General features: G+C 70.4%; 17 protein-coding genes. 8 read left to right on the top strand and 9 right to left on the bottom strand.

The features are described 5' to 3' along the window. Positions 1–60: 60 nt before the first annotated feature. The 3 genes from VH112_11565 to VH112_11575 form a co-directional block, all read right to left on the bottom strand. A complete protein-coding gene (locus VH112_11565; protein HEX4540871.1) occupies positions 61–498 on the bottom strand; it encodes a MerR family transcriptional regulator in 438 nt (145 codons plus the stop codon). Further along, positions 495–2273, bottom strand: coding sequence for an MFS transporter (locus VH112_11570; protein HEX4540872.1), 1779 nt, complete (start codon positions 2271–2273; stop codon positions 495–497). Before VH112_11570 ends, VH112_11565 begins: the two co-directional genes overlap by 4 nt. A 113-nt stretch (positions 2274–2386) precedes the next feature. Beyond that, positions 2387–3775: a glycosyl hydrolase family 18 protein gene (locus VH112_11575; GenBank protein HEX4540873.1), complete on the bottom strand. Its 1389-nt coding sequence runs from the start codon at positions 3773–3775 to the stop codon at positions 2387–2389. Positions 3776–4083: 308 nt separating this feature from the next. Between VH112_11575 and VH112_11580 the strand changes: the two genes are divergently transcribed. The 3 genes from VH112_11580 to VH112_11590 all read left to right on the top strand — a co-directional run bounded on the left by VH112_11580 (position 4084) and on the right by VH112_11590 (position 6281). Next, positions 4084–4713, top strand: coding sequence for a hypothetical protein (locus VH112_11580; protein HEX4540874.1), 630 nt, complete (start codon positions 4084–4086; stop codon positions 4711–4713). A 309-nt stretch (positions 4714–5022) separates the two neighbouring features. After that, entirely contained in the window at positions 5023–5598 is a 576-nt protein-coding gene (gene cysC / locus VH112_11585) for an adenylyl-sulfate kinase (protein ID HEX4540875.1), read from the top strand. Next, on the top strand, positions 5577–6281 hold the full coding sequence (locus tag VH112_11590; protein HEX4540876.1) for a phosphoadenylyl-sulfate reductase: 705 nt from the start codon (positions 5577–5579) through the stop codon (positions 6279–6281). Before cysC ends, VH112_11590 begins: the two co-directional genes overlap by 22 nt. A 62-nt stretch (positions 6282–6343) precedes the next feature. Here VH112_11590 and VH112_11595 read toward each other — a convergent pair whose 3' ends face one another. After that, positions 6344–6778 (bottom strand): Hsp20/alpha crystallin family protein, encoded by a 435-nt coding sequence (locus VH112_11595; GenBank protein HEX4540877.1) that lies wholly within the window; start codon positions 6776–6778, stop codon positions 6344–6346. Between the two features lie 155 nt (positions 6779–6933). Between VH112_11595 and VH112_11600 the strand changes: the two genes are divergently transcribed. Next, positions 6934–7401 (top strand): SRPBCC family protein, encoded by a 468-nt coding sequence (locus VH112_11600; GenBank protein HEX4540878.1) that lies wholly within the window; start codon positions 6934–6936, stop codon positions 7399–7401. Positions 7402–7407: 6 nt separating this feature from the next. On the opposite strand, the gene VH112_11605 is transcribed toward VH112_11600, so the two are convergent. After that, positions 7408–8160 carry a hypothetical protein gene (locus VH112_11605; protein HEX4540879.1) on the bottom strand — a complete coding sequence of 251 codons (753 nt, stop codon included), beginning with the start codon at positions 8158–8160 and terminating at the stop codon, positions 7408–7410. Then, positions 8153–8920, bottom strand: a complete 768-nt coding sequence (locus tag VH112_11610; protein ID HEX4540880.1) for a class I SAM-dependent methyltransferase — start codon at positions 8918–8920, stop codon at positions 8153–8155. Before VH112_11610 ends, VH112_11605 begins: the two co-directional genes overlap by 8 nt. A 74-nt stretch (positions 8921–8994) precedes the next feature. On the opposite strand from VH112_11610, the gene VH112_11615 reads away from it, so the two are divergent. Further along, positions 8995–10302 (top strand): NAD(P)/FAD-dependent oxidoreductase, encoded by a 1308-nt coding sequence (locus VH112_11615; GenBank protein ID HEX4540881.1) that lies wholly within the window; start codon positions 8995–8997, stop codon positions 10300–10302. Here VH112_11615 and metE read toward each other — a convergent pair. Continuing rightward, entirely contained in the window at positions 10299–12590 is a 2292-nt protein-coding gene (gene metE / locus VH112_11620; protein ID HEX4540882.1) for a 5-methyltetrahydropteroyltriglutamate--homocysteine S-methyltransferase, read from the bottom strand. The two genes, VH112_11615 and metE, sit on opposite strands and share 4 nt — an antisense overlap. A gap of 45 nt (positions 12591–12635) precedes the next feature. Between metE and VH112_11625 the strand changes: the two genes are divergently transcribed. Together VH112_11625 and VH112_11630 are read left to right on the top strand one after the other, a co-directional pair. Then, positions 12636–16388 (top strand): ATP-binding cassette domain-containing protein, encoded by a 3753-nt coding sequence (locus VH112_11625; GenBank protein ID HEX4540883.1) that lies wholly within the window; start codon positions 12636–12638, stop codon positions 16386–16388. A gap of 53 nt (positions 16389–16441) precedes the next feature. Then, on the top strand, positions 16442–18016 hold the full coding sequence (locus tag VH112_11630; GenBank protein HEX4540884.1) for a hypothetical protein: 1575 nt from the start codon (positions 16442–16444) through the stop codon (positions 18014–18016). Positions 18017–18024: 8 nt separating this feature from the next. Here VH112_11630 and VH112_11635 read toward each other — a convergent pair whose 3' ends face one another. After that, entirely contained in the window at positions 18025–18336 is a 312-nt protein-coding gene (locus VH112_11635) for an HTH domain-containing protein (protein ID HEX4540885.1), read from the bottom strand. Between the two features lie 410 nt (positions 18337–18746). On the opposite strand from VH112_11635, the gene VH112_11640 reads away from it, so the two are divergent. Beyond that, positions 18747–19445 carry an HAD-IA family hydrolase gene (locus VH112_11640; protein HEX4540886.1) on the top strand — a complete coding sequence of 233 codons (699 nt, stop codon included), beginning with the start codon at positions 18747–18749 and terminating at the stop codon, positions 19443–19445. Between the two features lies 1 nt (position 19446). On the opposite strand, the gene VH112_11645 is transcribed toward VH112_11640, so the two are convergent. Beyond that, on the bottom strand, positions 19447–20552 hold a 1106-nt coding region (locus VH112_11645), incomplete at its 5' end, for an S-(hydroxymethyl)mycothiol dehydrogenase (GenBank protein ID HEX4540887.1).

Here is a 20552-nt window from a genome sequence, read left to right on the forward strand (position 1 = left end):
CTCACGATAGCCGGGCCCCCTCCCCCGCTCCGCGCCCGCACCTCGGAATGTCCGACCCGGTCAGCCTGGAGTACGCGATCGGCGTGCGAGATCCCGGTAGCGGCGTGCCTTGGCATCGAGCTCCGCCATCACCTCGTCGAGCTTGGCCCGCTTCTCCCGGACCTGCTGGCGGAGTCGGTCGTTGATCTTGACCGCCTCGGCGAGGATCTCGTCCTGGCGCTCGGGCTGGGCACCATCGCGCCACTCCGTCCGCAGCTCGGCGAGCCGATCCTCGGCACCGAGGATGGCACCGATCTCCTCGAGGTCGAAGCCCATCACCTCCTGCAGCTCCCTGATGCGGAGCAGGCGGGCGAGGTCGTCCTCGGTGTACCGGCGCGCACCACCGGCGCTGTGCCCCGACGGCGCCAGCAGTCGCAGCTCCTCGTAGTACCGCAGCGTCCGGCACGAGACGCCCGCGCGCGTCGCCACCTCCCCGATGCGAAGGGCGCCATCGGTCATGCTCCCACCCATGCCTCCGTCTCGGCCGCCGCCAGCTGGTCGATCGCCGGCTCCCGACGGCGGCGTGTCGGGTCCCTGCCGCTACCGGCCCGCCATGACGCCAGCGCGGCCACCGAACACATCGCCGCTGAAGCGCTGAACGCGATCATCAGACCGTAGTGGAACGGACCAGAGATCAGCGATGGGAAGAAGGACTTGCCCGTCACGAACGCGGCGTTCGAGGCAGGCAGCGCACTCAGCACGTGCGGTCCGAGCAGGGTTTTCATCGGGTTGAAGCCGAGGAAGGCGGCGAAAAGGCTTCCCACCGGCGGCAGCCCGGCAACCCTGGAGGCGTCGGCCGCCGGCACACCCTGGGCGACGAGACCTGCGTGCATGGCCGCCGGCAGACGAGAGGCCAGCCCGACGATCATCAACGAGAAGAAGATCCCGATGGACAGCACGAATCCGGTGTTCATGAACGTCGCCCGCACACCCGACGCCGCGCCTCGCTGCGCGGCTGGTACCGCATTCATGATGCTCGTCGTGTTCGGAGCCGCGAAGAGTCCATTGCCGACCCCGTTCACGAACAGCAGGATGGCGAACCCGACATAGCCGAAGTTCGTCGGCAGCAACATGAGCAAGGCGAACGACGCCGCCGCCAGGACCATGCCCCCGACCGAGAACGCTCGGTTGCCGAACCGATCGGAGAGGAACCCCGCCGCAGGTCCGGTCAAGAGGAACCCGACGCTCAACGGGACCATATAGATCCCGGCCCACAACGGTGTCCGCTCGAAGCTGTAGCCGTGAAGGGGCAGCCAGATGCCCTGGAGCCAGATGATGAGCATGAACTGCAATCCACCGCGTCCCACCGCCGAGAGGAGGTTCGCGGCCCCGGCGTTGCTGAACGCACGTATGCGAAACAGGCCCAGGTCGAACATGGGCTCCGGCACCCTGGTCTCGATCCACGCGAACAGAAGGAGCAGCGCCACGCCGCCGACGATCTCGGCCACCACCATCGGGTTGGTCCAGCCCATCGCGTGCCCTCCGTAGGGCTGGATGCCGTACGTGATGCCCACCAGGATGGCGACCAGGCCCGCCGCAAGGGTCGCGTTGCCCCACCAGTCGGTCCGGGCCTTCACCCGCTCGCTGACATCCTTCAGCTTCAGGTAGGCCCACACGGTGCCGAACACCCCGACAGGCACGCTCACCAGGAAGACGAGTCGCCAGTCGATCTCGGAGACCAGCCCGCCGACGATCAAGCCGATGAACCCGCCGGCGATGCCCGCCACCATGTTGATGCCCAGGGCCATCCCCCGCTCCTCCTGCGGGAAGGCGTCAGTGAGGATGGCCGTCGAGTTGGCCATCAAGAGGGCGCCGCCGACACCCTGGACGATGCGCCCGAAGATGAGCTCGAGCGCGCCGGCCGATCCGGTGCTCGGTACCACGGACAACCCAATGGAGGCGATCGTGAAGACGAGGAACCCGGCGTTGTACATCCGCACGCGTCCGAAGATGTCGCCGATGCGCCCAAAGGTCACGACCAAGACCGCCGTGACGACCAGGAACCCCATGAGGAGCCACAGCAGGTAGCCGATGTTGGCCGGTTGCAACGGGTCGAGGTGGATGCCACGAAAGATCGACGGCAGCGAGATGATGACGATCGACTGATTGATGAGGACGATGAAGACGCCGAGGGTCGTGTTCGACAGCGCTGTCCACTTGTAGCGATCGCCGGGGACACCCTCAGGGTGTGCTCGACTGTGCTCGGTCGCCGTTGACCTCGCCCTTACGCGCAACCTGCGCCTCCTCGTCGCCAGCCCAACACCCATCCTTGCCCGCCAGAAGTTGACGTGCACGTAAAGGACACTTTAGCGGCCGCCGCCCCGAGCTTGCGTCAGGGACGGAGCCTCTACGGCACGGTCACCCGGGGGATCGGAGAGGAGGTCGGTGGCGGCGAACCCCCGCCACTCGGCGGCGGAGGGCTTGACGGTGGCGGCGATGTCGGCGATGGAGACGGCGCTGGTGGCGGCCCCCCTGACGGGGTCCCGGGAGCCGCTTCGGGAGGGGGTGCAGCCGGCGGCGGCCTCGAGGAGGAGAGCGTCGACGGGCCCGTCGGCAGCTTGAGCGGTCGGGCCCTGCCCAACAGCGCCGCGGTCATGGCCGGGTCGTTGCCATCCATGCCCAGGGCCCAGATCCCCACTCCGTCCAGGCCGTCCGCGTCCGCCAGGTATGCCTTCATGGCGAGGGACTGGGGATTGTCGTAGTAGGCCTCGTGCCACTGGCCCCCGACCTGATAGGCGGTCCAGGGCACCGCTCCCCTCGGGTCCCAGTACGTGGGTAGCCCGGCGGCGCGGATCCGGCCGTAGCCCACGGCGGCGGGACCGCCGGTGGCCGAGGCGTTTGGCGCGTTGTTGGCTGTCGGCCAGTCGTAGCCGTAGAAGGGCAGCCCGAGGATGATCTTGGAGGAGGGCGCCGCCCAGCGGTATGCCGTCATGGCCTGGGCGACGTTGGCGGCGTAGTAGTTGAGCGGGGAGTTCGGGCTGGCGGCGCCCGAGCTTTCCATGTCGTAGGCCATGACGAACAGGCCGTCGGTCACTCGAGCCAGCGCAGGCACGTCGAAGAAGTCGTTCGGGTTCGACGCCGAGCTCGTGTAGGTGTCGACCGTGACCTGCCAGTGAGGGTTGGCGGCATGCAGCCGAGCCGAGACCGCGCCCACGAGCCGCGCCAAGCCGACACGATCAGCGCCACCCAGCCCTTCGAGATCGAGGTTGGCCCCGTCCATGGCCTTGGCCTGGATCGCCTGGACCAGCTGCGAGCCCAGACGGTCCGCAGCGGTCGGGTCCGACGAGAGCCGGTCCAGGGTCGCCTGGTCGAACGACTTCGCCGTGAGCACGACCCGGTCGCCCGCAAAGTGCGCCGCCGATATCAGCTGGGCGAGGTCCTGGCTCTGGTAGCCGGCCCAGCCGTCACCGCTCCCGATGATGCTGCCGTCAGGAGCGATGTCGACGCCGAAGTAGGCGACCGTCGTGAGGTCCCGCAGATCGAAGCCGCCCGCCATCGGCAACGTCCAGTACGGAGCGAAGCCGAACAGCTCGTGGGGCCGGAGCGCAGGCGTCGCCGCGATGGCGGGAGGTGCGGCTGCCGGCGTCATCGTGGCCGGGGCCAGCGCCACTGCGGGTGCCGTCGCCTCCATACCGGCGATCGGACGGTTTGAGGTGCCCGTCGCCAACGGTCGCTGCGGACCGGGGTCGTGCACGCGGTTCAACGACATCGCCACCATGATCACGCCCACGGGCACCGCCGCGGCCCCAGCCCACATTGGTGCGGCGCGCAGGCGCCGACGGGTCGCCGGGTTCAGACCGATTGAACGGCGGAAGCGATTTACCGCCGCTCGCGGCCAGGTCGGGGGACCAGATGGGGCGAGGGCCGCGAGTCGCTTCGTCAGTGCCGTCGCCCCCAGCCGACCCAGCCATCGCGATAGACGCGCGCCATGACGCATCAAGGACAAGTTCGGCGTCTTCCCGGGGCTTCCTGCCCGCCCTACTCGGGTGGCTCCGGCCCGACTGCGGGTCTCACGGGCAGCGCCGGCCGTTAGCATCGACGCGGATGCTCGAGGATGCCGGTCCCAGCCCAGGCGCCAGCGGGAGCTCTCCGCCGATCACCGCCGAGCCGCGAGGCGAGCCCACCACCCGGGACAGGAGCGGGAGCCCACTGCGTCGCCGTGGCGTCCTACTGGCCCTGGGCGTGGCTGTGCTCGTGATCGTCGTCGCCGGGGTGGGCGTGGGCCTGACGCGCGGCGGGGGCATCGGCGGGGGCTCGTCCCCCACCGGGTCCGTCCCGCCGCCAGCCCTCGCGCCCCGGGCGGCGGCGCCCGACTTCGCACCACTGCGGTCCAGCGGCCAGCCCCCGGCAGACGTCATGGACGCCCTTGTCGTCCCCGCTGGCGCCTCGGCGGTCACCCGGACGAACTACGACCGGCTCAACGGTCCCTACGACCGGGGCGTCGGCTTCAGCGCGACAGCCAGCTCCGACGAGCTGCTGAACTTCTTCCGGTTCGAGCTGGCGGCCAACCACTGGTCGAACAGGACGGAGGCGCCGGCGCGGGGTGGCCCCGGCACCCAGGTACTGGCCCGACACAAGAGCAGCGACGGCTTCTACTGGGAGGTGGGGGTGACCGTGCGGCGTACACCCACCAACGGGTTCGACGTCCGCCTCCTCCAGAATGTCGAGGGCTGAGCGGGCCCAGGGGCACCAACCCGACTAGGCGGTCTAGGTGGCCACATCCAACGTGAAATAGCCCCTATTGCCCATCGACATCTGTACCGACCTTCCCGTACGCTGCGACAGCATGCAGGACCCCACCGGGGGGATACGGGGGGGAACACCAGTCACTCGCTCGGGTGGTGGGGCAACTTGCGGGGGGGAGACGACGGTGGCGGAGCTCCGCCACCGTCGTCCGCTTTCAAGGCGTACGTCGCGGCGCTCGTGACCTAAGCATTCCCGGAAAACTTGATCAGATTACTCAGGAATGCTTGACTGCTGGTGGTGCCCCCCGCCGACCTCGCTCCGCATCCGCCGCCCGGTCCGTCCTCAGGGCTGGCGCGCCTGCGGTCCGGCGTCACGGTGTGGTTCACCGGCCTGCCCTCGTCGGGCAAGTCCACCATCGCCGGCGCCCTGGAACGACGCCTCTCGGCTGACGGCTTCGCCGTAGAGGCCCTCGACGGCGACGTCATCCGGACCCATCTCACCCGCGAGCTGGGATTCTCCCGCGAGGACCGGGACGAGAACGTCCGCCGGGTGGGCTTCGTGGCCGAGTTGCTGTCTCGCCACGGCGTCGTCGTGCTGTGCTCGCTGATCTCGCCCTATCGCGCCGCCCGAGACGAGGTGCGGGCGCGACACCAGGGGCGGTTCTTCGAGGTCTACGTCTCGACGCCGCCCGAGGTGTGCGCCCAGCGCGACGTCAAGGGCCTGTACGCCCGGGCTCGCGCCGGAGAGGTGAGGGGCATGACCGGGGTCGACGATCCCTACGAGCCCCCGCTGGCTCCCGACCTCGAGATTCCTGCCCACCTCCAAACCCTGGAGGAGTCCGTGGAGAGCGTATGGAACGCACTGCACAGCTGACCATCTCAGGCGTCCGGCGCCGTCCCGCCGGCCTCGACGACGTCGACCTTGCCGACCTCAACGACCGGTTCGAGACGGCGGCGCCGGTCGAGGTGGTGAGGTGGGCGGTGGAGACGTTCGGCGAGGGCTTGTGCCTCAGCGCCTCGATGGCCGACGCCGTGCTCATCGACATCGCCACCAAGGTCGACCCCGACGTCGAGGTCGTCTTCCTCGATACGCAGTACCACTTTCCGGAGACGCTGAGCACCCTCGAGCGCATCTGGGACCGCTACAACCTCAATCTCCGGATCATGCGTCCGGACGTGCCGCTCGACGACCGCTGGCGCACCGACGTCGACGCCTGCTGTGGTGTCCGCCGGGTGGACCAACTCGACAAGGCCCTCGACGGCAAGCTGGCGTGGATGAGCGGCTTGCGCCGGGTTGAGGCGGCGTCGCGGGCCGACGCCCGCATCGTGGCGTTGGACCGACGGGGCCTGGTCAAGGTCAACCCGCTGGCCACGTGGTCCGATCTCGACGTGTCCGGCTATATCGCCGACCACGACGTGATCGTCAACCCGCTGGTGGAGCAGGGCTATCCCTCCATCGGCTGCTGGCCGTGCACCCGGCCGGTCACAGAGGGAGAGGGATCGCGCGCCGGGCGCTGGTCCGATCTCGAGAAGCTCGAGTGCGGCATCCACCTCTAGGGGACGCCAAGAGGCACCAGCCCTAGGGCTGGTGCCTCGGCTCGTTGCCTGTTGCAGACAGGTCAGGCGGCCTGGGCCGCGTCCTCGATGGCCTCGGCGCCGGAAACGCCGATCTCGATCCGCCGAGACTTCGCCTTCTCGGCGACGGGGATCGAGAGGCTGAGCACGCCCCGGTCGTAGCTGGCCTCGACACGGTCGGTGTCGAGCGACCGGCCGAGGACCACCCGGCGGGTGAGCTGGCCCGCGGGCCGCTCGGCCACGAGAACCTCGTCGTCCTTCTCGTGGGATCCGGGTCGCTCGGCCTTGACCGTGAGGACGTTGCGCTCAACGGTCAGCTCGATCGATCCGCGATCAACGCCGGGAAGGTCGAAGTTGACGACTACCGAGTCGCCCCGCCGAAAGGCGTCCATCGGTACGGCGCCGCCACGGACGGCCCCGCCCCGGACGTGACCCGCCCAACGATCCAGCTCCCGGAAGGGGTCTGTACGCGTAAGCATCTGTTGGCTTCCTCCTGTGAGAGCCATGTCTTGACAGTTCGAGTATGCCGTCCCCTTCAGTGTCCTGTCAAGCGATCTAAGCGTCATAGTGTCAGCTTTCCTCAACGTTGCGAGCGAGGGGCCCTTGTTCGCCGCCAGCCACTACCCTGCACACGGTGCCTCGGTCCCCCTACGTGATCGACTTCCACCGGAGCTACCGCTTTCCCGTCACCCCGGCCGTGGTGTGGAGCTCGATCGAGGACGTCGAGCACTTCCCGGCGTGGTGGGGGTGGCTGGGTCAGTTTCGGGTGGTGGGGGACGGTCTGAAGGCCGGCTCGGTCCTCGACGGCACCGTGACTCCCCCGCTTCCCTACCGCATGCGGGTACAGGTCACGATCAATTGCAGCCAGCCCCCGGAGCGGATCGAGGCCACGGTCGGCGGCGACCTCACTGGTGAGGCCCTGCTCACGCTCTCGCCGGCCGACTCCGGCACGGAGGTGAGCGTGGCCTGGACCATCGAGATGCGACAACGGGCCATGCGGGCCGTCGCCAGGGTCGCCTACCCCCTCCTGCGTTGGGGGCACGATCGGGTGGTGGAGTCCACGGTGGCGGGATTCCGCCAGCATCTCGCTGGGGCCTCCTGATCAGTCTCAGGGGCCCAGTCGTGCGAAGGCCAGGCCGGCCGCCAGCGCGACCACCCCCCAGGAAAGGGCGCGCAGCGCGTCCTCCAGTGGTCGCAGCATCCGCTCGCGGCTCAGGGCCTCGACCCGGCCGTCGACGAGCGTGATACTCCCGTCCACCGCCCTGACTCGCCGGCGCAGCTCCCGGGCGGGCGTGCTCAACCGGCGCTGGGCCCAGGACAGTGCCAGCGCCCCGGCGGCACCGGCCACCGCCGAGACGTCCAGATCGCCGGCCTGGGCGAAGTAGGCGGTGAGCACGGGAAACGCGCCCCACGAGACGGCGAAGCCGAGATCGGTATGCACCCGCCCACCGACCAGCTCGAGGTTGTAGCCGACAACCAGCAGCGCTCCGACGACGATGAACGGCACGAGCCCCACCCCGACCTTGATTACCCCGATGGCGCCCAGCGCCACCGCCCCCGCCAGTCCGACGACGCCGGCGCCGAGCAGTGCCGCCCCGGGCAGGTGGGTACGCAGAGGACGCCCGTTGAGCTCGTCCAGGGCGTGGGCGCCGACGCCTACGGCAAGAAAGAAGGCGATGAGCGTGGCCACCAGTCGCCCCACCCCCACGGTCGGCGCCAGGCAGGCCCCGATCACGACGTAGCTCAGGTGCCAGGCCGTGTACGGAGGGTGGAGCACCGTCCACCACTCCCGCCAGCCGCCGCCGGCGGCGGCGTAGAACGCCGCCGCCTGGGACTCGTCGCCCTCGACCTCGTCACTCACCAGCCTGGTCGGCCTTCCTGCCCCACATCACCACACCGCCTCCCAGGCTCATGGTTCGCAGCCCGACGTCGACCAGCCCCGCCCGCCGCCAGGCGTCGAGCGTCCACTCGTCGGGGTAGCGCTCGTAGTGCCGGTTGATGCTGGGGCCGAGGAAGCGGCCGACCTCGAACCACTCCCGACCCCCGAGGACGGCGCCCCCGACGGGAAGGAGAAGCCGCGTGTACAGCCACCACAGCGACCGCCACGGCTCGCCTGAGGGCACGTGGAACTCGAGGGAGGCGACTACACCCCCTGGGCGCACGACCCGCGCCAGCTCAGCCACGGCGGCGGCCGGGTCGGCGACGTAGCGGAGCAGGTACGTGAAGGTGAGACCGGCGAAGCTGGCGTCGGCGAACGGAAGCCGCTCCCCCTGTCCCAGCAGCAGGGCGATGCGCGCCGACCGGCCCCGGCGGGAGACGTTCTCCCGACCCCGCCGCAGCATGGCCTCCGTCAGGTCGACACCCACGACTCTGGCCCTCGTACGCTCCTCGAGCATGAGGGCGACGCCGGCGGTACCCGTGGCCACGTCCAGCACGGCGTCACCGGAGTGGGCAGCCCCAGCGCCGTTGACGCCGTTGACGAGCTTGTCCACCATGGCCGCCCGCCACCGCCCGTTCTGACCGAACGACAGCATCTCGGCCAGCGCGTCGTAGCGGGCGGGCAGCCCGTCGAACAGCTCGCGAGCGAAGCGATTGGGCTCGGTCCGCGATCGCACCTGCATCGAACACCTCCCCGACAGGGCGGGCTCACCCTAGTGCGGTCCCGCGGGGGCCGAGAAACAGCTAAGACAGGTGGGTGCGAGGTCCGCGGTTCGACACGGCGGTCGTGGGCTCCGGCCCGGCCGGAAGCGTCGCCGCCCTCACCTTGGCCCGCGCCGGAGCGAGCGTCGCTCTCATCGACAAGGCCGGCTTCCCTCGGGACAAGGCGTGCGGCGACCTCGTCGGGCCGCGGGGCGTGCAGCTCCTGGCGGAGCTCGGCCTCGAGCGCCCGGAAGCACTGCACCTTGGGGACATGGTCGTCGTCGGGCCCACCGGCGGACGCGCCCTGCTCCCCGCCGTTCCCGGCCTCGCCTATCCCGGCGAGGCGTGGGCAATTCCCAGGACCAGCCTGGACGCCTGGCTGCGCCAGGCTGCCCTCGACGCCGGGGCCGAGGAGGTGACGGGCCGCGTCGGCGCCGTCAGCTCCGGGCCAGCGGGGCCGGCGGTCATCGCCCTCGACCAGGGCGGCACCATCGAGGCCGACGTCGTCATCGGCGCCGATGGCGCGGCCAGCCGGGTGGCCGAGTCGGCTGGGCTCGTCGACCACCGGCGGGTGCTGTGGGGCTTCGCCATGCGGGCCTATCTCGACCAGGCGGTCGAGCTGCCCTACATCGCCTTCTGGGATGCCACGCCGGGGCGCGCCTTTCCCGGTTACGGCTGGATCTTCCCCGGACCCGACGGCCGAGCCAACGCCGGGCTCGGCCTCGGGACAGGGAGCGACCGGCGCGCCGGCGCCCGCGCCACCCGCCAGCTCGACGCCTTCCTCGACCACCTGCGTGCCCTCGGACTGGTCGGGACCGCCAGCGCGGCGCCGAAGAAGGGCCGGCTGGGTGGCTGGCTCAAGATGGGGATGGTCGGCACCGTCCCGGCCCGAGGACGCGTGCTGCTGATCGGCGACGCCGCCGGCCTCGTCAACCCGCTCCAGGGCGAGGGGATCGCCCAGGCCATGGACAGCGGCCGGGCCGCCGCCACGGCGGTGATCGAGCGGCCCGGCGAAGCCGCCTCCCGGTACGTGGCCCACCTCCGCCGGGCCCACTTCCCCTACCAGGCGGCCACCGCTGAGGTCCACGCCACCCTCGTGTCCAGCCCCAGGATGGTCTCGCTGGTGGGACGCCTCCTCACGTCGCCGCTCGTCGCCCGCGCCGTGGGAGGAGGGTGGGGCATCTACTGGAACGACCTGCTCGACGGGGCTGCGCCGGGTGGAGCCCGTCGGGTGGCGCGGGTCGCCGACGCTGTGGCCCGAACGCTCACGGTGGCCGGAGCCAACCGGAGATGGCTGAAGACCGCCCTCGGCACTCCACTCGATCAACCGCTCCCGGAGGCGCTCGGCTCTTCGGCCCCTTAGGCCTCGCCCGACTCCTCGCGGAGCGTGTGCGCTGCTTCCACCATGTTGCGGAGGCTGGCCCGGGTCTCGTCCCATCCCCTCGTCTTCAGACCGCAGTCCGGGTTGACCCACAGCCGCTCGGCCCCGAGACGCTTGACGGCGGCTCGGATCTCATCGGCCATCTCCCCCGCCGAGGGCACGCGAGGCGAGTGGATGTCCCACACGCCGGGGCCCACCTCGCGGGCGTAGCCGTGACCGCGCAGGTCGTCGAGCAACCGCATCCCCGCCCGAGCGCACCACAGAAGGGCCACGTCGGCATCCAGCTCGTCGATGGCCTCCACGATGTCGCCGAACTCCGAGTAGCAGACGTGGGTCTGGAGAAGGGTGTCGTCGCTCGCTCCCGAAGTGGCCAGGCGAAAGCATTCGACGGCCCATGCCAGATACTCCGGCCACGCCTCCCGGCGCGCCGGCAGGCCCTCGCGAAGCGCAGCCTCGTCGACCTGGATCACCCTCACGCCCGCGTCCTCGAGGTCGGCGATCTCGTCCCGCACAGCCAGGGCCAGCTGCCTACAGGTGTCGGCCAGCGGCTGGTCGTCGCGGACGAACGACCACAGGAGCATCGTCACCGGACCGGTGAGCATCCCCTTGACTGGCCGCTCCGTGAGCGACTGGGCGTAGGCGGTCCACCGCAGCGTCATGGGACCCGATCGCTTCACGTCGCCGTACAGAATCGGCGGGCGCACGTACCGGCTCCCGTACGACTGGACCCACCCGTTCTCGGTGGAGCTGTAACCGTCGATCTGCTCGGCGAAGTACTGCACCATGTCGTTGCGCTCCGGCTCGCCGTGCACCAGCACGTCCAGCCCCGCCTCCTCCTGGAACCGGATGACTCCCTCGATGGCGTCCTGCATCTGTCGTTCGTAGGCCTCGTCGCTCAACTCGCCCCGTCGGTGGGCAGCGCGGGCGCGGCGGACCTCGCGGGTCTGGGGGAACGACCCGATCGTCGTCGTGGGGAACGTCGGAAGGCCGAGGATGCGCCGCTGACGCTCACGGCGGCTCGGGTAGTCACCGGCGCGCCGCTCGCTGCCCGTCAGCGAAGCCAACCGTTCGCGGACTCCCGCGTCGACCGTCCGAGGTGAGGTTCGGCGACTGCGCAGGGCCTCTTCGTTGGCGGCCAGCTCGGTTGCGATCGCCTCGACCCCGCGATCGAGGCCACGGGCCAGGAGGACCACCTCGCGTACCTTCTGCCGGGCGAAGGCGAGCCACGAGAGAATCTCGGCGTCGAGCCTCGTCTCGGCCTCGAGGTCGACCGGAACGTGCTGGAGCGAGCACGAGGTCGATACCACGACGTCGCCGGCCCGTTCCTGAAGCCGGCGCATGAGGTCGATGCTGGCGCCGAGGTCGTTGATCCACACGCCGCGGCCGTCGACGACACCGGCGAACAGCGTCTTGTCGCCGAGGCCACCACGCTCGCCGATGAGCTCGGCGTTGGCCGCGCCCCGGACGAAGTCGAGGCCGATGCCCTCGACCGGAAGCCCGCTCAGAACCGGGTACGCCCCACCGACGTCGCCGAAATAGGTCTTGACGACGATGCTCGGTCGCCCACTCACATCTGCCAGCCGGCGGTAGGCGCCCTGCAGCGCCCCGAGCTCGGCCGGCGACCGATCGCCCACGAGCACCGGCTCGTCCAGCTGGACCCACCGGGCGCCCTGGGCGCCGAGGCGAGCGAGAACCTGCCCGTACACCTCGACCAGCCGTTCGACCAGGGCCAGCCGATCGAGCTCACCGCCACCCGGAGATCTGGCCAGCACCGCCATGGTGAGCGGCCCGACGAGCACGGGCACCGTGTCGATGCCGAGGGCGACGGCCTCTCCGTGCTCGTCGAACGGCTTGCTGCTCGACAGTCCGATCTCGGTGTCGGTGGACAGCTCCGGGACGATGTAGTGGTAGTTCGAGTCGAACCACTTCGTCATCTCCGTGGCGATGGCGTCGACGCCCGCCGACTGCCGGCCACGGGCCATGGCGAAGTAGGTGTCGAGCTCCACGGCGCCTGCGGTGCGGCCGTAGCGGGGCGGCACCGCACCGACGAGGGCGATGGTGTCGAGGACCTGGTCGTAGAGCGAGAAGTCGTTCGAGGGAACCAGGTCGACGCCGGCGTCCCGCATGAAGAGCCAGTTGCGGCGCCGGATGTCCTGGGCCACCCGGCGCAGCTCATCCTCGCTCACCTCGCCGTTCCAGTAGCGCTCGGTGGCCACCTTCAGCTCGCGGTGGTCCCCGATGCGGGGGAACCCGGAGACGTTGGAGAGCATTACCGGCTCACCCTACCGGCGCGGGTCCGATACGGTGACCGGCGCATGTCACGCACCGGCGATCCGGGGCTGACCTGGCGGCCACCGGCCGTTCTGGACCACCCCGCTGTCCGGGCGGGGGCGTCGACCGTCGGCGCCGCGCTCGTCCTGGTGGCGGTCTTTCACTTCCTGCTCCCTCGTCAGGTGCCCTACGGGATCCTGCTCTACGGACTCGTGACGGGGTCGACGTACAGCCTGATCGCCATCGGCCTGATCCTCGTCTACCGGGCCAACCGGATCATCAACTTCGCCCTGGCCGAGATCGGTGTGTTCGGCGCCGTGCTGTTCGAGAACCTCATCAGGGCGTCGGGTTGGCCGTGGGCGGCGGCGCTGGTGGTGGGGGTCCTCACCGCCGCTGCGGCCGGGCTGGTCCTCGAGCTGGGTCTCGCACGGCGCTTCTTCACCTCGTCGCGACTCGTGCTGAGCGTGGCGACGATCGGCATGGCCCAGCTCCTCGCCTTCGGCGAGTACGCCGTAGGGCAGGCGTTCGCCGGAAGTCCCGCATCGGCGGGGCTGCGGACGCCGCTCTCCGACCTGCACTTCCGGGTCACCGGTGTGGTGTTCGACGGCAACACCGTGCTGCTGATTGCCGCCGTTCCCTTCGTGGCCGTTGCCCTCGGGGCGTTCCTTCGTCGAACCGACCTGGGCGTCGCCACGCGAGCCTCGGCCGAGAACACCGAGCGGGCAGCGCTGCTCGGTATCCCCGTGCGCCGGCTCGCCACGCTGGCGTGGGTCCTGGCCGCGCTCCTCGCCGGGCTGGCCACGGTGCTGCGCTCACCCGTGGTGGGCATCGTCTCCGGCAGCACCCTGCAAGGGCCGACCCTCTTGCTGCGGGCGCTGACCGTAGCCGTCCTGGCCCGCTTCGAGGACGTCCGCGTCGCCATCGTGGCCGGACTTGCGGTCGGCGCCATCGAGCAGGGCCTGTACTACGCCTACGGCGGGTCCACCGTCTCCGACGTGGTGTTCGTGGGCCTCATCATCGCGGCGCTGCTCCTGCAGGGCCGCCGGCGCGAGCGGTCGGAACATTCCCAGGCGACCAGCTGGGAGGCGATCGACAACGTGCGCCCCCTGGCCACCTGGCAGCGCCGGCTGCCCGCGGTGCGATGGGGGCGGCTCGCCGTATGGGCGGCGGTGGCCGCGGTCGTGGTGACCGTGCCAACAGCCCTGACCCCGAGCCGCGTGTTTCTCGCTTCCGATGTGCTCGTGTTCGCCATGGTGGCGGTGTCGTTGGTCGTGGTCACGGGCTGGAGCGGCCACATCAGCCTCGGCCAGTTCGGTCTGGTCGCCATCGGGGCGGCCGTGGCAGCCCGGCTCAGCGCCGACCTCCACTGGGACTTCCTGCTGGCCCTGGTCCTCGGCGGCGGTGCCGGTGCGGTGGTGTCGATGCTGCTCGGCGCGGCGGCGTTCCGGATCAGGGGCTTCCTGTTCGCCGTCACGAGCCTGGGCTTCGCCGTGGCGGTGGGGTCCTTCTTTCTCAACGCCCGGTTCTTCCCCTACCTGCTGCCCACCCATCGGCCCGAGCGACCAGTGCTGTTCGGCCGCTTCGACCTCAACGGCGAGCTGGCCTACTTCTACTTCAGCCTCGCCGTGCTGGTCCTGCTCGTCCTCGCTGCCGCGGTGCTCCGCCGCACCCGCACGGGGCGGGTACTCATCGCCATGCGGGACAACGACCGGGCCGCCCGCTCGTTCGGGATCAGCCGCGTCAGCAGTCAGCTGATGGCGTTCGCCGTGTCCGGCTTCGTGGCGGGTGTCGCGGGCGGGGTCCTCGCCGCCCACGATCACGCCGTCTCTGTGTCGGCGTTCTCGCCCGCGGCCAGCATCGCCGTCTTCTCGATGGCGGTCATCGGAGGCGTCGGCTCGCTCCTCGGAGCCGTGCTCGGTGCCGTGGTCGTGCGAGGGGCCACCCTCTCGCTCACGGCACAGTGGGCGCAGTTGGCCACCGGCCTGGGGCTGCTGCTCGTGCTCCTCGTGCTCCCTGGTGGCCTCGGCCGCGCCGTGTTCTCGGCACGCGACGCCCTGATCCGCCGTCTCGGGGGAGGACCAGCTCTTCATCCGCTGCCCGCGTTCGAGCGCGACGAGCCGCCGGAACCTCCTGCCGCCGCGCCAACCGTGACGGCGCCGCCGGCACCGACCAGCGGACGGCCGGTGCTGGTGTGCCGCAGCCTCGATGCGTCGTTCGGCCCCGTGCAGATCCTCTTCGGCGTCGACCTCGAGGTGGCCGAGGGCGAGATGCTCGCCCTCCTCGGGACCAACGGCGCGGGCAAGTCCACGCTGCTGCGGACTGTGGCCGGAGCCGTCCCCGTCACCGGCGGTGCGGTCGTCTTCCACGGCGAGGACATCACCCGAACCCCCCCTGAGCGCACCTCGGGCATGGGGATCGTCACCGTCCCGGGTGGCCGGGGCACGTTTCCCGGGCTGAGTGTGGCCGAGAACCTGCGCGTCGCCGGCTGGCTCCATCGGCGCGACCCGGACCACCTCACCCGCAGCCTGGCCCAGGCGCTGGAGCTCTTCCCCGTCTTGGCCGAGCGCCTGTCGCAGACCGCGGGCACGTTGTCAGGAGGCGAGCAGCAGATGCTCACCCTGGCCCAGGCCCTCATGGCCCGTCCGACGCTGTTGATGATCGACGAGCTGTCCCTGGGTCTGGCGCCGGCGGTAGTCGAACAGCTCGTCCAGACGCTGCGCCTCATCCACGCCCGAGGTACGACGGTGATCGTGGTGGAGCAGTCGATCAACGTCGCCCTCACGATCTGCGACCGGGCCGTCTTCCTCGAGCGGGGTCGGGTCCGGTTCGACGGGCCCACTGCCGCGCTGGTGGAGCGCCCCGACCTGTTGCGGGCGGTGTTCCTCGACGTGCCGACCGCGAAGGCAGACATCGCCCCGGCCCGCGCGCAAGCGCTGGCCACCTCGTCCGTGGGCGACGTCGCGCTAGAGGGCCGGGCCCTCTCGAAGAACTACGGCGGTATACGGGCCGTCGGCGACCTGAGCCTGGCCGTGCACGACGCCGAGATCCTCGGCCTCATCGGTCCCAACGGCGCCGGAAAGACCACCGTGTTCGATCTGTTGAGCGGGTTCACCCCACCCGACAGCGGAAGGGTGCTGATGGGCGGGGTGGACATCACCAGCTGGAGCCCCGAGCGACGAGCTCGGGAAGGCATGGGCCGCTCGTTCCAATCGGCCCGGTTGTTCCCAGCCCTCACCGTGCGCGAGACGGTGGCCGTGGCGTCCGACCGTCACCTCGACGTTCGTGATCCATTGTCGAGCGTCCTCGCGCTGCCCGTGGCCCGGGACGCCGAACGGGCTATGTGGTCGCGAGTCGACGAGCTGCTCGAGCTCACCGGGCTGGTCGCCTTCGCCGACTCGCTCCTCTCGGAGCTGTCGACCGGCACCCGACGCATCGTCGACATCGCCTGCGGCCTGGCCGCGGGACCTCGCGTGCTGCTTCTCGACGAGCCGGCGACGGGCATCTCCCTCCACGAGACCGAGCGCTTGGGACCGCTCCTCCGCTGGCTGCGCGACACCACCGGGACGGCGCTGCTCCTGGTGGAGCACGAGCTCGGCCTGGTGTCGGAGGTCGCCGACCGCCTCGTCGCCATGGAGGCCGGCTCCGTCGTCGCCTCTGGTCCCCCGGCGGAGGTCGTCGCCCACCCGCGCGTCGTCGCGTCCTATCTCGGCACCGAGCGCTCCGTCGACACCACTCCGGAGTCGGCGGCTCGGTCACTACTCGGCTCGACCGACCCGCACATCAGGGGCGACGAGTGAGCACCCCGGCGCCGCGGTCAACAGGCTGGCTGCTCCGCCGGTATGGGCCTTTCGTGGCCATTGCGTTGGCCCTGGCGCTGGTGATCGGGCTGGCCCCCACGACCACCCCCTCGCGAACCAGCGTGTTCTCGGGCTACAACCCGGGCTCACCCGGGAGCCAACCTGGGGCGGGTCCGTCCCCCTCGGCCGTCGCCGGCGCGCCGGTCGACTGCTCCCGACAGTCACTCCTCGGGGCCAGCGCGGGTTGCAAACCGGGATGGAGCGGAGCCAACAACGGCGGGGCCACGTACAAAGGCGTCAGCCCCTCGAGTGTGAACCTCGTCTTCTACCAGGCCCCGTCGAGCCAGCAGCTCAACTCCATCACCCAAGCCGCCGGCCAGACCTCGTCGCAGTCCCTCGAGGACCACACCATCAACGTGTACGCCGAGTTCTTCAGCCGCTACTACCAGACCTATGGGCGTCACGTGAACGTCGAGATCTTCAACTCCCAGGCCCAGCTCGGCGACTCCGCCGGGGCTCGAGCCGACGCGGTGGCGACTGATCAGCAGTACCACGCCTTCGTTGGCGTGGGCAGCTCCGATGTCGGCGGCACGAGTGACACCTACCTGGACGAGACCTCCCGGCGGGGCATCGTCAACATCGCCGGCAACGCCCTGCCGCAGAGCTTCTACGCCGCCCACGCGCCATTCGTGTTCGGCATGCTCCCCAGCACCGACACGTCCGACGCCATGGTGGCCGAGTACATCGCCAAACGCCTAGGGACCCACAGCCGGGCCCGGTTTGGCGGGGCCGACAGCAACCCTCCGGTCAACGGGCAGCCCCGCCGCTACGGGATCCTGTACCCGACCACCAATCTCGACGGCACCCCCAGCATCTACTCCCGTGTGGGCGACGACCTCAGCAGCCGCCTGGCCAAGGAGGGGATCCCGACAGCGACCAAGATCGGCTACGCCCTCGATGTCAACACCGCCGAGACCCAGGCGATCAACGCGGTGCAGCAGATGAAGGCGGCCAAGGTCACCACGGTCGTCTGCCTGTGTGATCCGTTCTCGCCGATCTTCGGAACGAAGGCAGCGACCGAGCAGGGGTACTTCCCCGAGTGGCTCCAGACGGGCTACCTGCTGGGCGACAGCGACTTCTTCGCCCGCCAGTACGACCCCCGGCAGTGGGCGCACGACTTCGGCGTCAGCAGCCTGCCCGTCGCCCAGGCGCCCCAGGCGAGCCAGTGGTGGAAGGCGTACAAATCGATCGACCCCACCACCGACCCCCCGCTCGATGCGCCTCTGGACTTCTACAGCCTGCTGCTCGCCTTCTCCGGCCTGGAGGGGGCGGGCCCCAGGCTCGATCCCCGCACCTTCGCCGACGGGATGTTCCGGATCCGTCTCCTCTCCAACTCGCCCTATGTGCCCAGCTTCTTCTACCGGACGACGGACTACGGGGGCATCAAGGACGCCCAGGAGGTGTGGTGGGATCCCAAGGCCGTGGCGCCCGATGGCCAGCCCGGGCACTACCAGTCCGTCGACGGAGGTCACCGCTACCTCCTCGGGCAGTGGCCGGCCACGCCCACCGCCGTGTTCGACCCCCGTTGCCTTCCCCTGGGCAGCTGCGCGGCGCCCAACGCACCCTGAGGGCCAACTCAAGCCGCCCCCCGCCCGTAGCGCGTCATGACCCGCCACTCCGTCGTCCTCGCGAGTCGGCCGGCCCGATACGTCCCGCGACTGACGCGCGCGACCCGACCCCGCCCGTGCTCGTACGCGAGCGCGTCGGCGAGGGCCTTGCGGGGATCGGAACCGAGGACCCGCCAACCCCTGACCTCGATGCCCGTGAGAACCTCTGCCACCGTCAGCGGCCTGCCGGCGAGCACGAGCACGGCCATCGCCGCCTGCCGGAGGTTATGGCCGCGAAGGTCTCTCGACCCCGCCTGCCAGTAGGGCACCGAGCTCAGCATGTGCCGACCGTATCGCCGGGGTGTATCGGTTGGTCTCCTCGCGCACACTCCTCCCGTTCCACCTTTGGTCGATAGCAGCTCCGTGCTGCCCGCTTGTCGACGCCATGTGGAACAACTGCGTCCGCACCTGCGGTGCCGGCCCGGTTGGCCGGTCCTTCCGCCGTCCTCGTATTCCACATCTGGTCGAAAGGGGCGTCGCGTACCACCAGCAACCCGCCCTCTTTCGACGTGTTGTGGAACACGAGCGTGGACCCGCGTCCGCCGCCTGCGGGGATGCACAAGAGTTAGCCCGACCTTCCACGTCGGCTCGTTCCATATGTGGTCGAAAGCAGCGCCTCGCAGGGCCAGCGACGCGCCCCCTTTCGACGAGAGGTGGAACGGATGCAACTCCCCGCCGCTAGGGTGCCGGCGTGCCAAGGCTGCGAGCGGTGCTCTTCGACTTCGGCGATACCTTGTTCGGCCGGACGGGTGCCCACCGAGCCATCGTCCAGGCCGCTCAGAGCCTCGGGGTGCAGGTCGATGACAGCACGGCCCGGAAGCTGTGGGCCGAGATCCAGGAGCGAGCCAGCACCCCGGAGGAGCTGTCCAAGGGCCGAGACCTCTCCCCCGAGGCCCACCGGGCGTGCTGGACCGCCCTCTACTCGCGTCTCGATGTCCTCGTCGGCGGGCTCAGCGAGGCGATGTACGAGCGCGAGAGCAGCCCGTTCGGCTGGGAGCCGTTCTCAGACGCCGAGACCACTCTGCGAGGTCTGCGCTCGGCCGGCGTGCCTGTCGGCGTGGTGAGCGACACCGGCTGGGACATCCGCCCGGTGTTCGCCGCCCACGGCCTCGACCAACTGGTCGACGTGTTCGTCCTGTCGTGCGAGCACGGTGTGGCCAAGCCGGCACCGCGACTGTTCGAGGCCGCGTGTGACGCGCTTCGGGTGGCTCGGCCGGCGACGCTGATGGTTGGCGACAACCCGCTGACCGACGGCGGCGGCGTCCGAGCCGGACTGCCCGTGTACCTCCTCCCTCCGGCCGATGACAACCGCGACCGCGGTCTCGACGCCGTCCTGAGCCTGATGGGCGTGGCGGCGGCCACCGCCGACTCCCGGCCCTCGGCCTCGTGACCTAGAGGACGACGACCGAGCGGAGCACCTCGCCCCGGGTCATCCGGCCCAGGGCTTCCTCGACGTCCTGGAGACCGATCGTCTCCGATACGAACCCGTCGAGATCCAACCGTCCGCTCAGATAGAGGTCCACCAGCATCGGGAAGTCCCGCGTCGGCAGGCAGTCGCCGTACCACGACGACTTGAGCGCGCCCCCGCGCCCGAAGAGCTCGATCATCGGCAGCTCTACGTTCATCGTGGGGTCGGGGACGCCCACCTGCACGAGCGTGCCAGCCAGGTCCCGCGCGAAGAAGGCCTGGCGGTAGGTCTCGGGCGATCCCACCGCCTCGATGACGACGTCGGCGCCCGCACCTCCGGTGAGCCGTCGCACCGCCTCGACGGGGTCCTCACGTGACGCATCGACGGTGTGGGTGGCTCCGAACCGCCGGGCCCATTCAAGCTTGCGGGTGTCCACGTCGACTCCGATCACCTCCCGGGCTCCGGCCAGCGCCGCCCCGGCGATGGCCGCGTCGCCGACGCCACCGCAGCCGATGACGGCGACCGCGTCTCCCCAACGCACGCCACCGGTGTTCACCGCGGCCCCGAAGCCCGCCATCACCCCGCAGCCGATCAACCCGGCTGCCTCCGGACGCGCCGCGGGATCGACCTTGACGGCCTGACCCGCCGCCACGAGGGTGAGCTCGGCGAGGGCCCCGATGCCGAGCGCCGGCGTGAGCACCGTTCCGTCCGTCAGGGCCATGGGCTGGCTGGCGTTCCGGCTGGCGAAGCAGTACCAGGGCCGACCACGACGGCACGAGCGACAATCGCCGCACGGCGCCCGCCAGGCGAGCACGACATAGTCACCAGGCGCGACGTTGTGCACGCCCTCGCCCACCGACTCCACCTGACCGGCTGCCTCGTGGCCCAGCAGGAAGGGAAAATCGTCGTTGATGGCGCCCTCGCGGTAGTGCAGGTCGGTGTGGCAGACGCCACACGCCTGCACCCGCACCACCACATCGCCGGGGCCAGGGTCAGGGACGACGACCCGCTCGATCGAGACCGCGGCACCCTTCTTCGGAGCCACCACGCCCCGCACCGTGCTCGCCATGGTGGCCCCTCCCTTCGTTT

The sequence above is a fragment of the Acidimicrobiales bacterium genome (assembly GCA_036270875.1).
In the GTDB taxonomy this organism is placed as follows: Bacteria; Actinomycetota; Acidimicrobiia; order Acidimicrobiales; family AC-9; genus AC-9.

Bases quoted from the DNA above. Each gene is read 5' to 3' on its own strand.
- VH112_11565 (HEX4540871.1), bottom strand. From the start codon at position 498: ATGACCGATGGCGCCCTTCGCATCGGGGAGGTGGCGACGCGCGCGGGC.
- VH112_11595 (HEX4540877.1), bottom strand. From the start codon at position 6,778: ATGCTTACGCGTACAGACCCCTTCCGGGAGCTGGATCGTTGGGCGGGT.
- VH112_11635 (HEX4540885.1), bottom strand. From the start codon at position 18,336: ATGCTGAGCTCGGTGCCCTACTGGCAGGCGGGGTCGAGAGACCTTCGC.
- VH112_11580 (HEX4540874.1), top strand. From the start codon at position 4,084: ATGCTCGAGGATGCCGGTCCCAGCCCAGGCGCCAGCGGGAGCTCTCCG.
- VH112_11610 (HEX4540880.1), bottom strand. From the start codon at position 8,920: ATGCAGGTGCGATCGCGGACCGAGCCCAATCGCTTCGCTCGCGAGCTG.
- VH112_11625 (HEX4540883.1), top strand. From the start codon at position 12,636: ATGTCACGCACCGGCGATCCGGGGCTGACCTGGCGGCCACCGGCCGTT.
- VH112_11590 (HEX4540876.1), top strand. From the start codon at position 5,577: ATGGAACGCACTGCACAGCTGACCATCTCAGGCGTCCGGCGCCGTCCC.
- metE (HEX4540882.1), bottom strand. From the start codon at position 12,590: ATGCTCTCCAACGTCTCCGGGTTCCCCCGCATCGGGGACCACCGCGAG.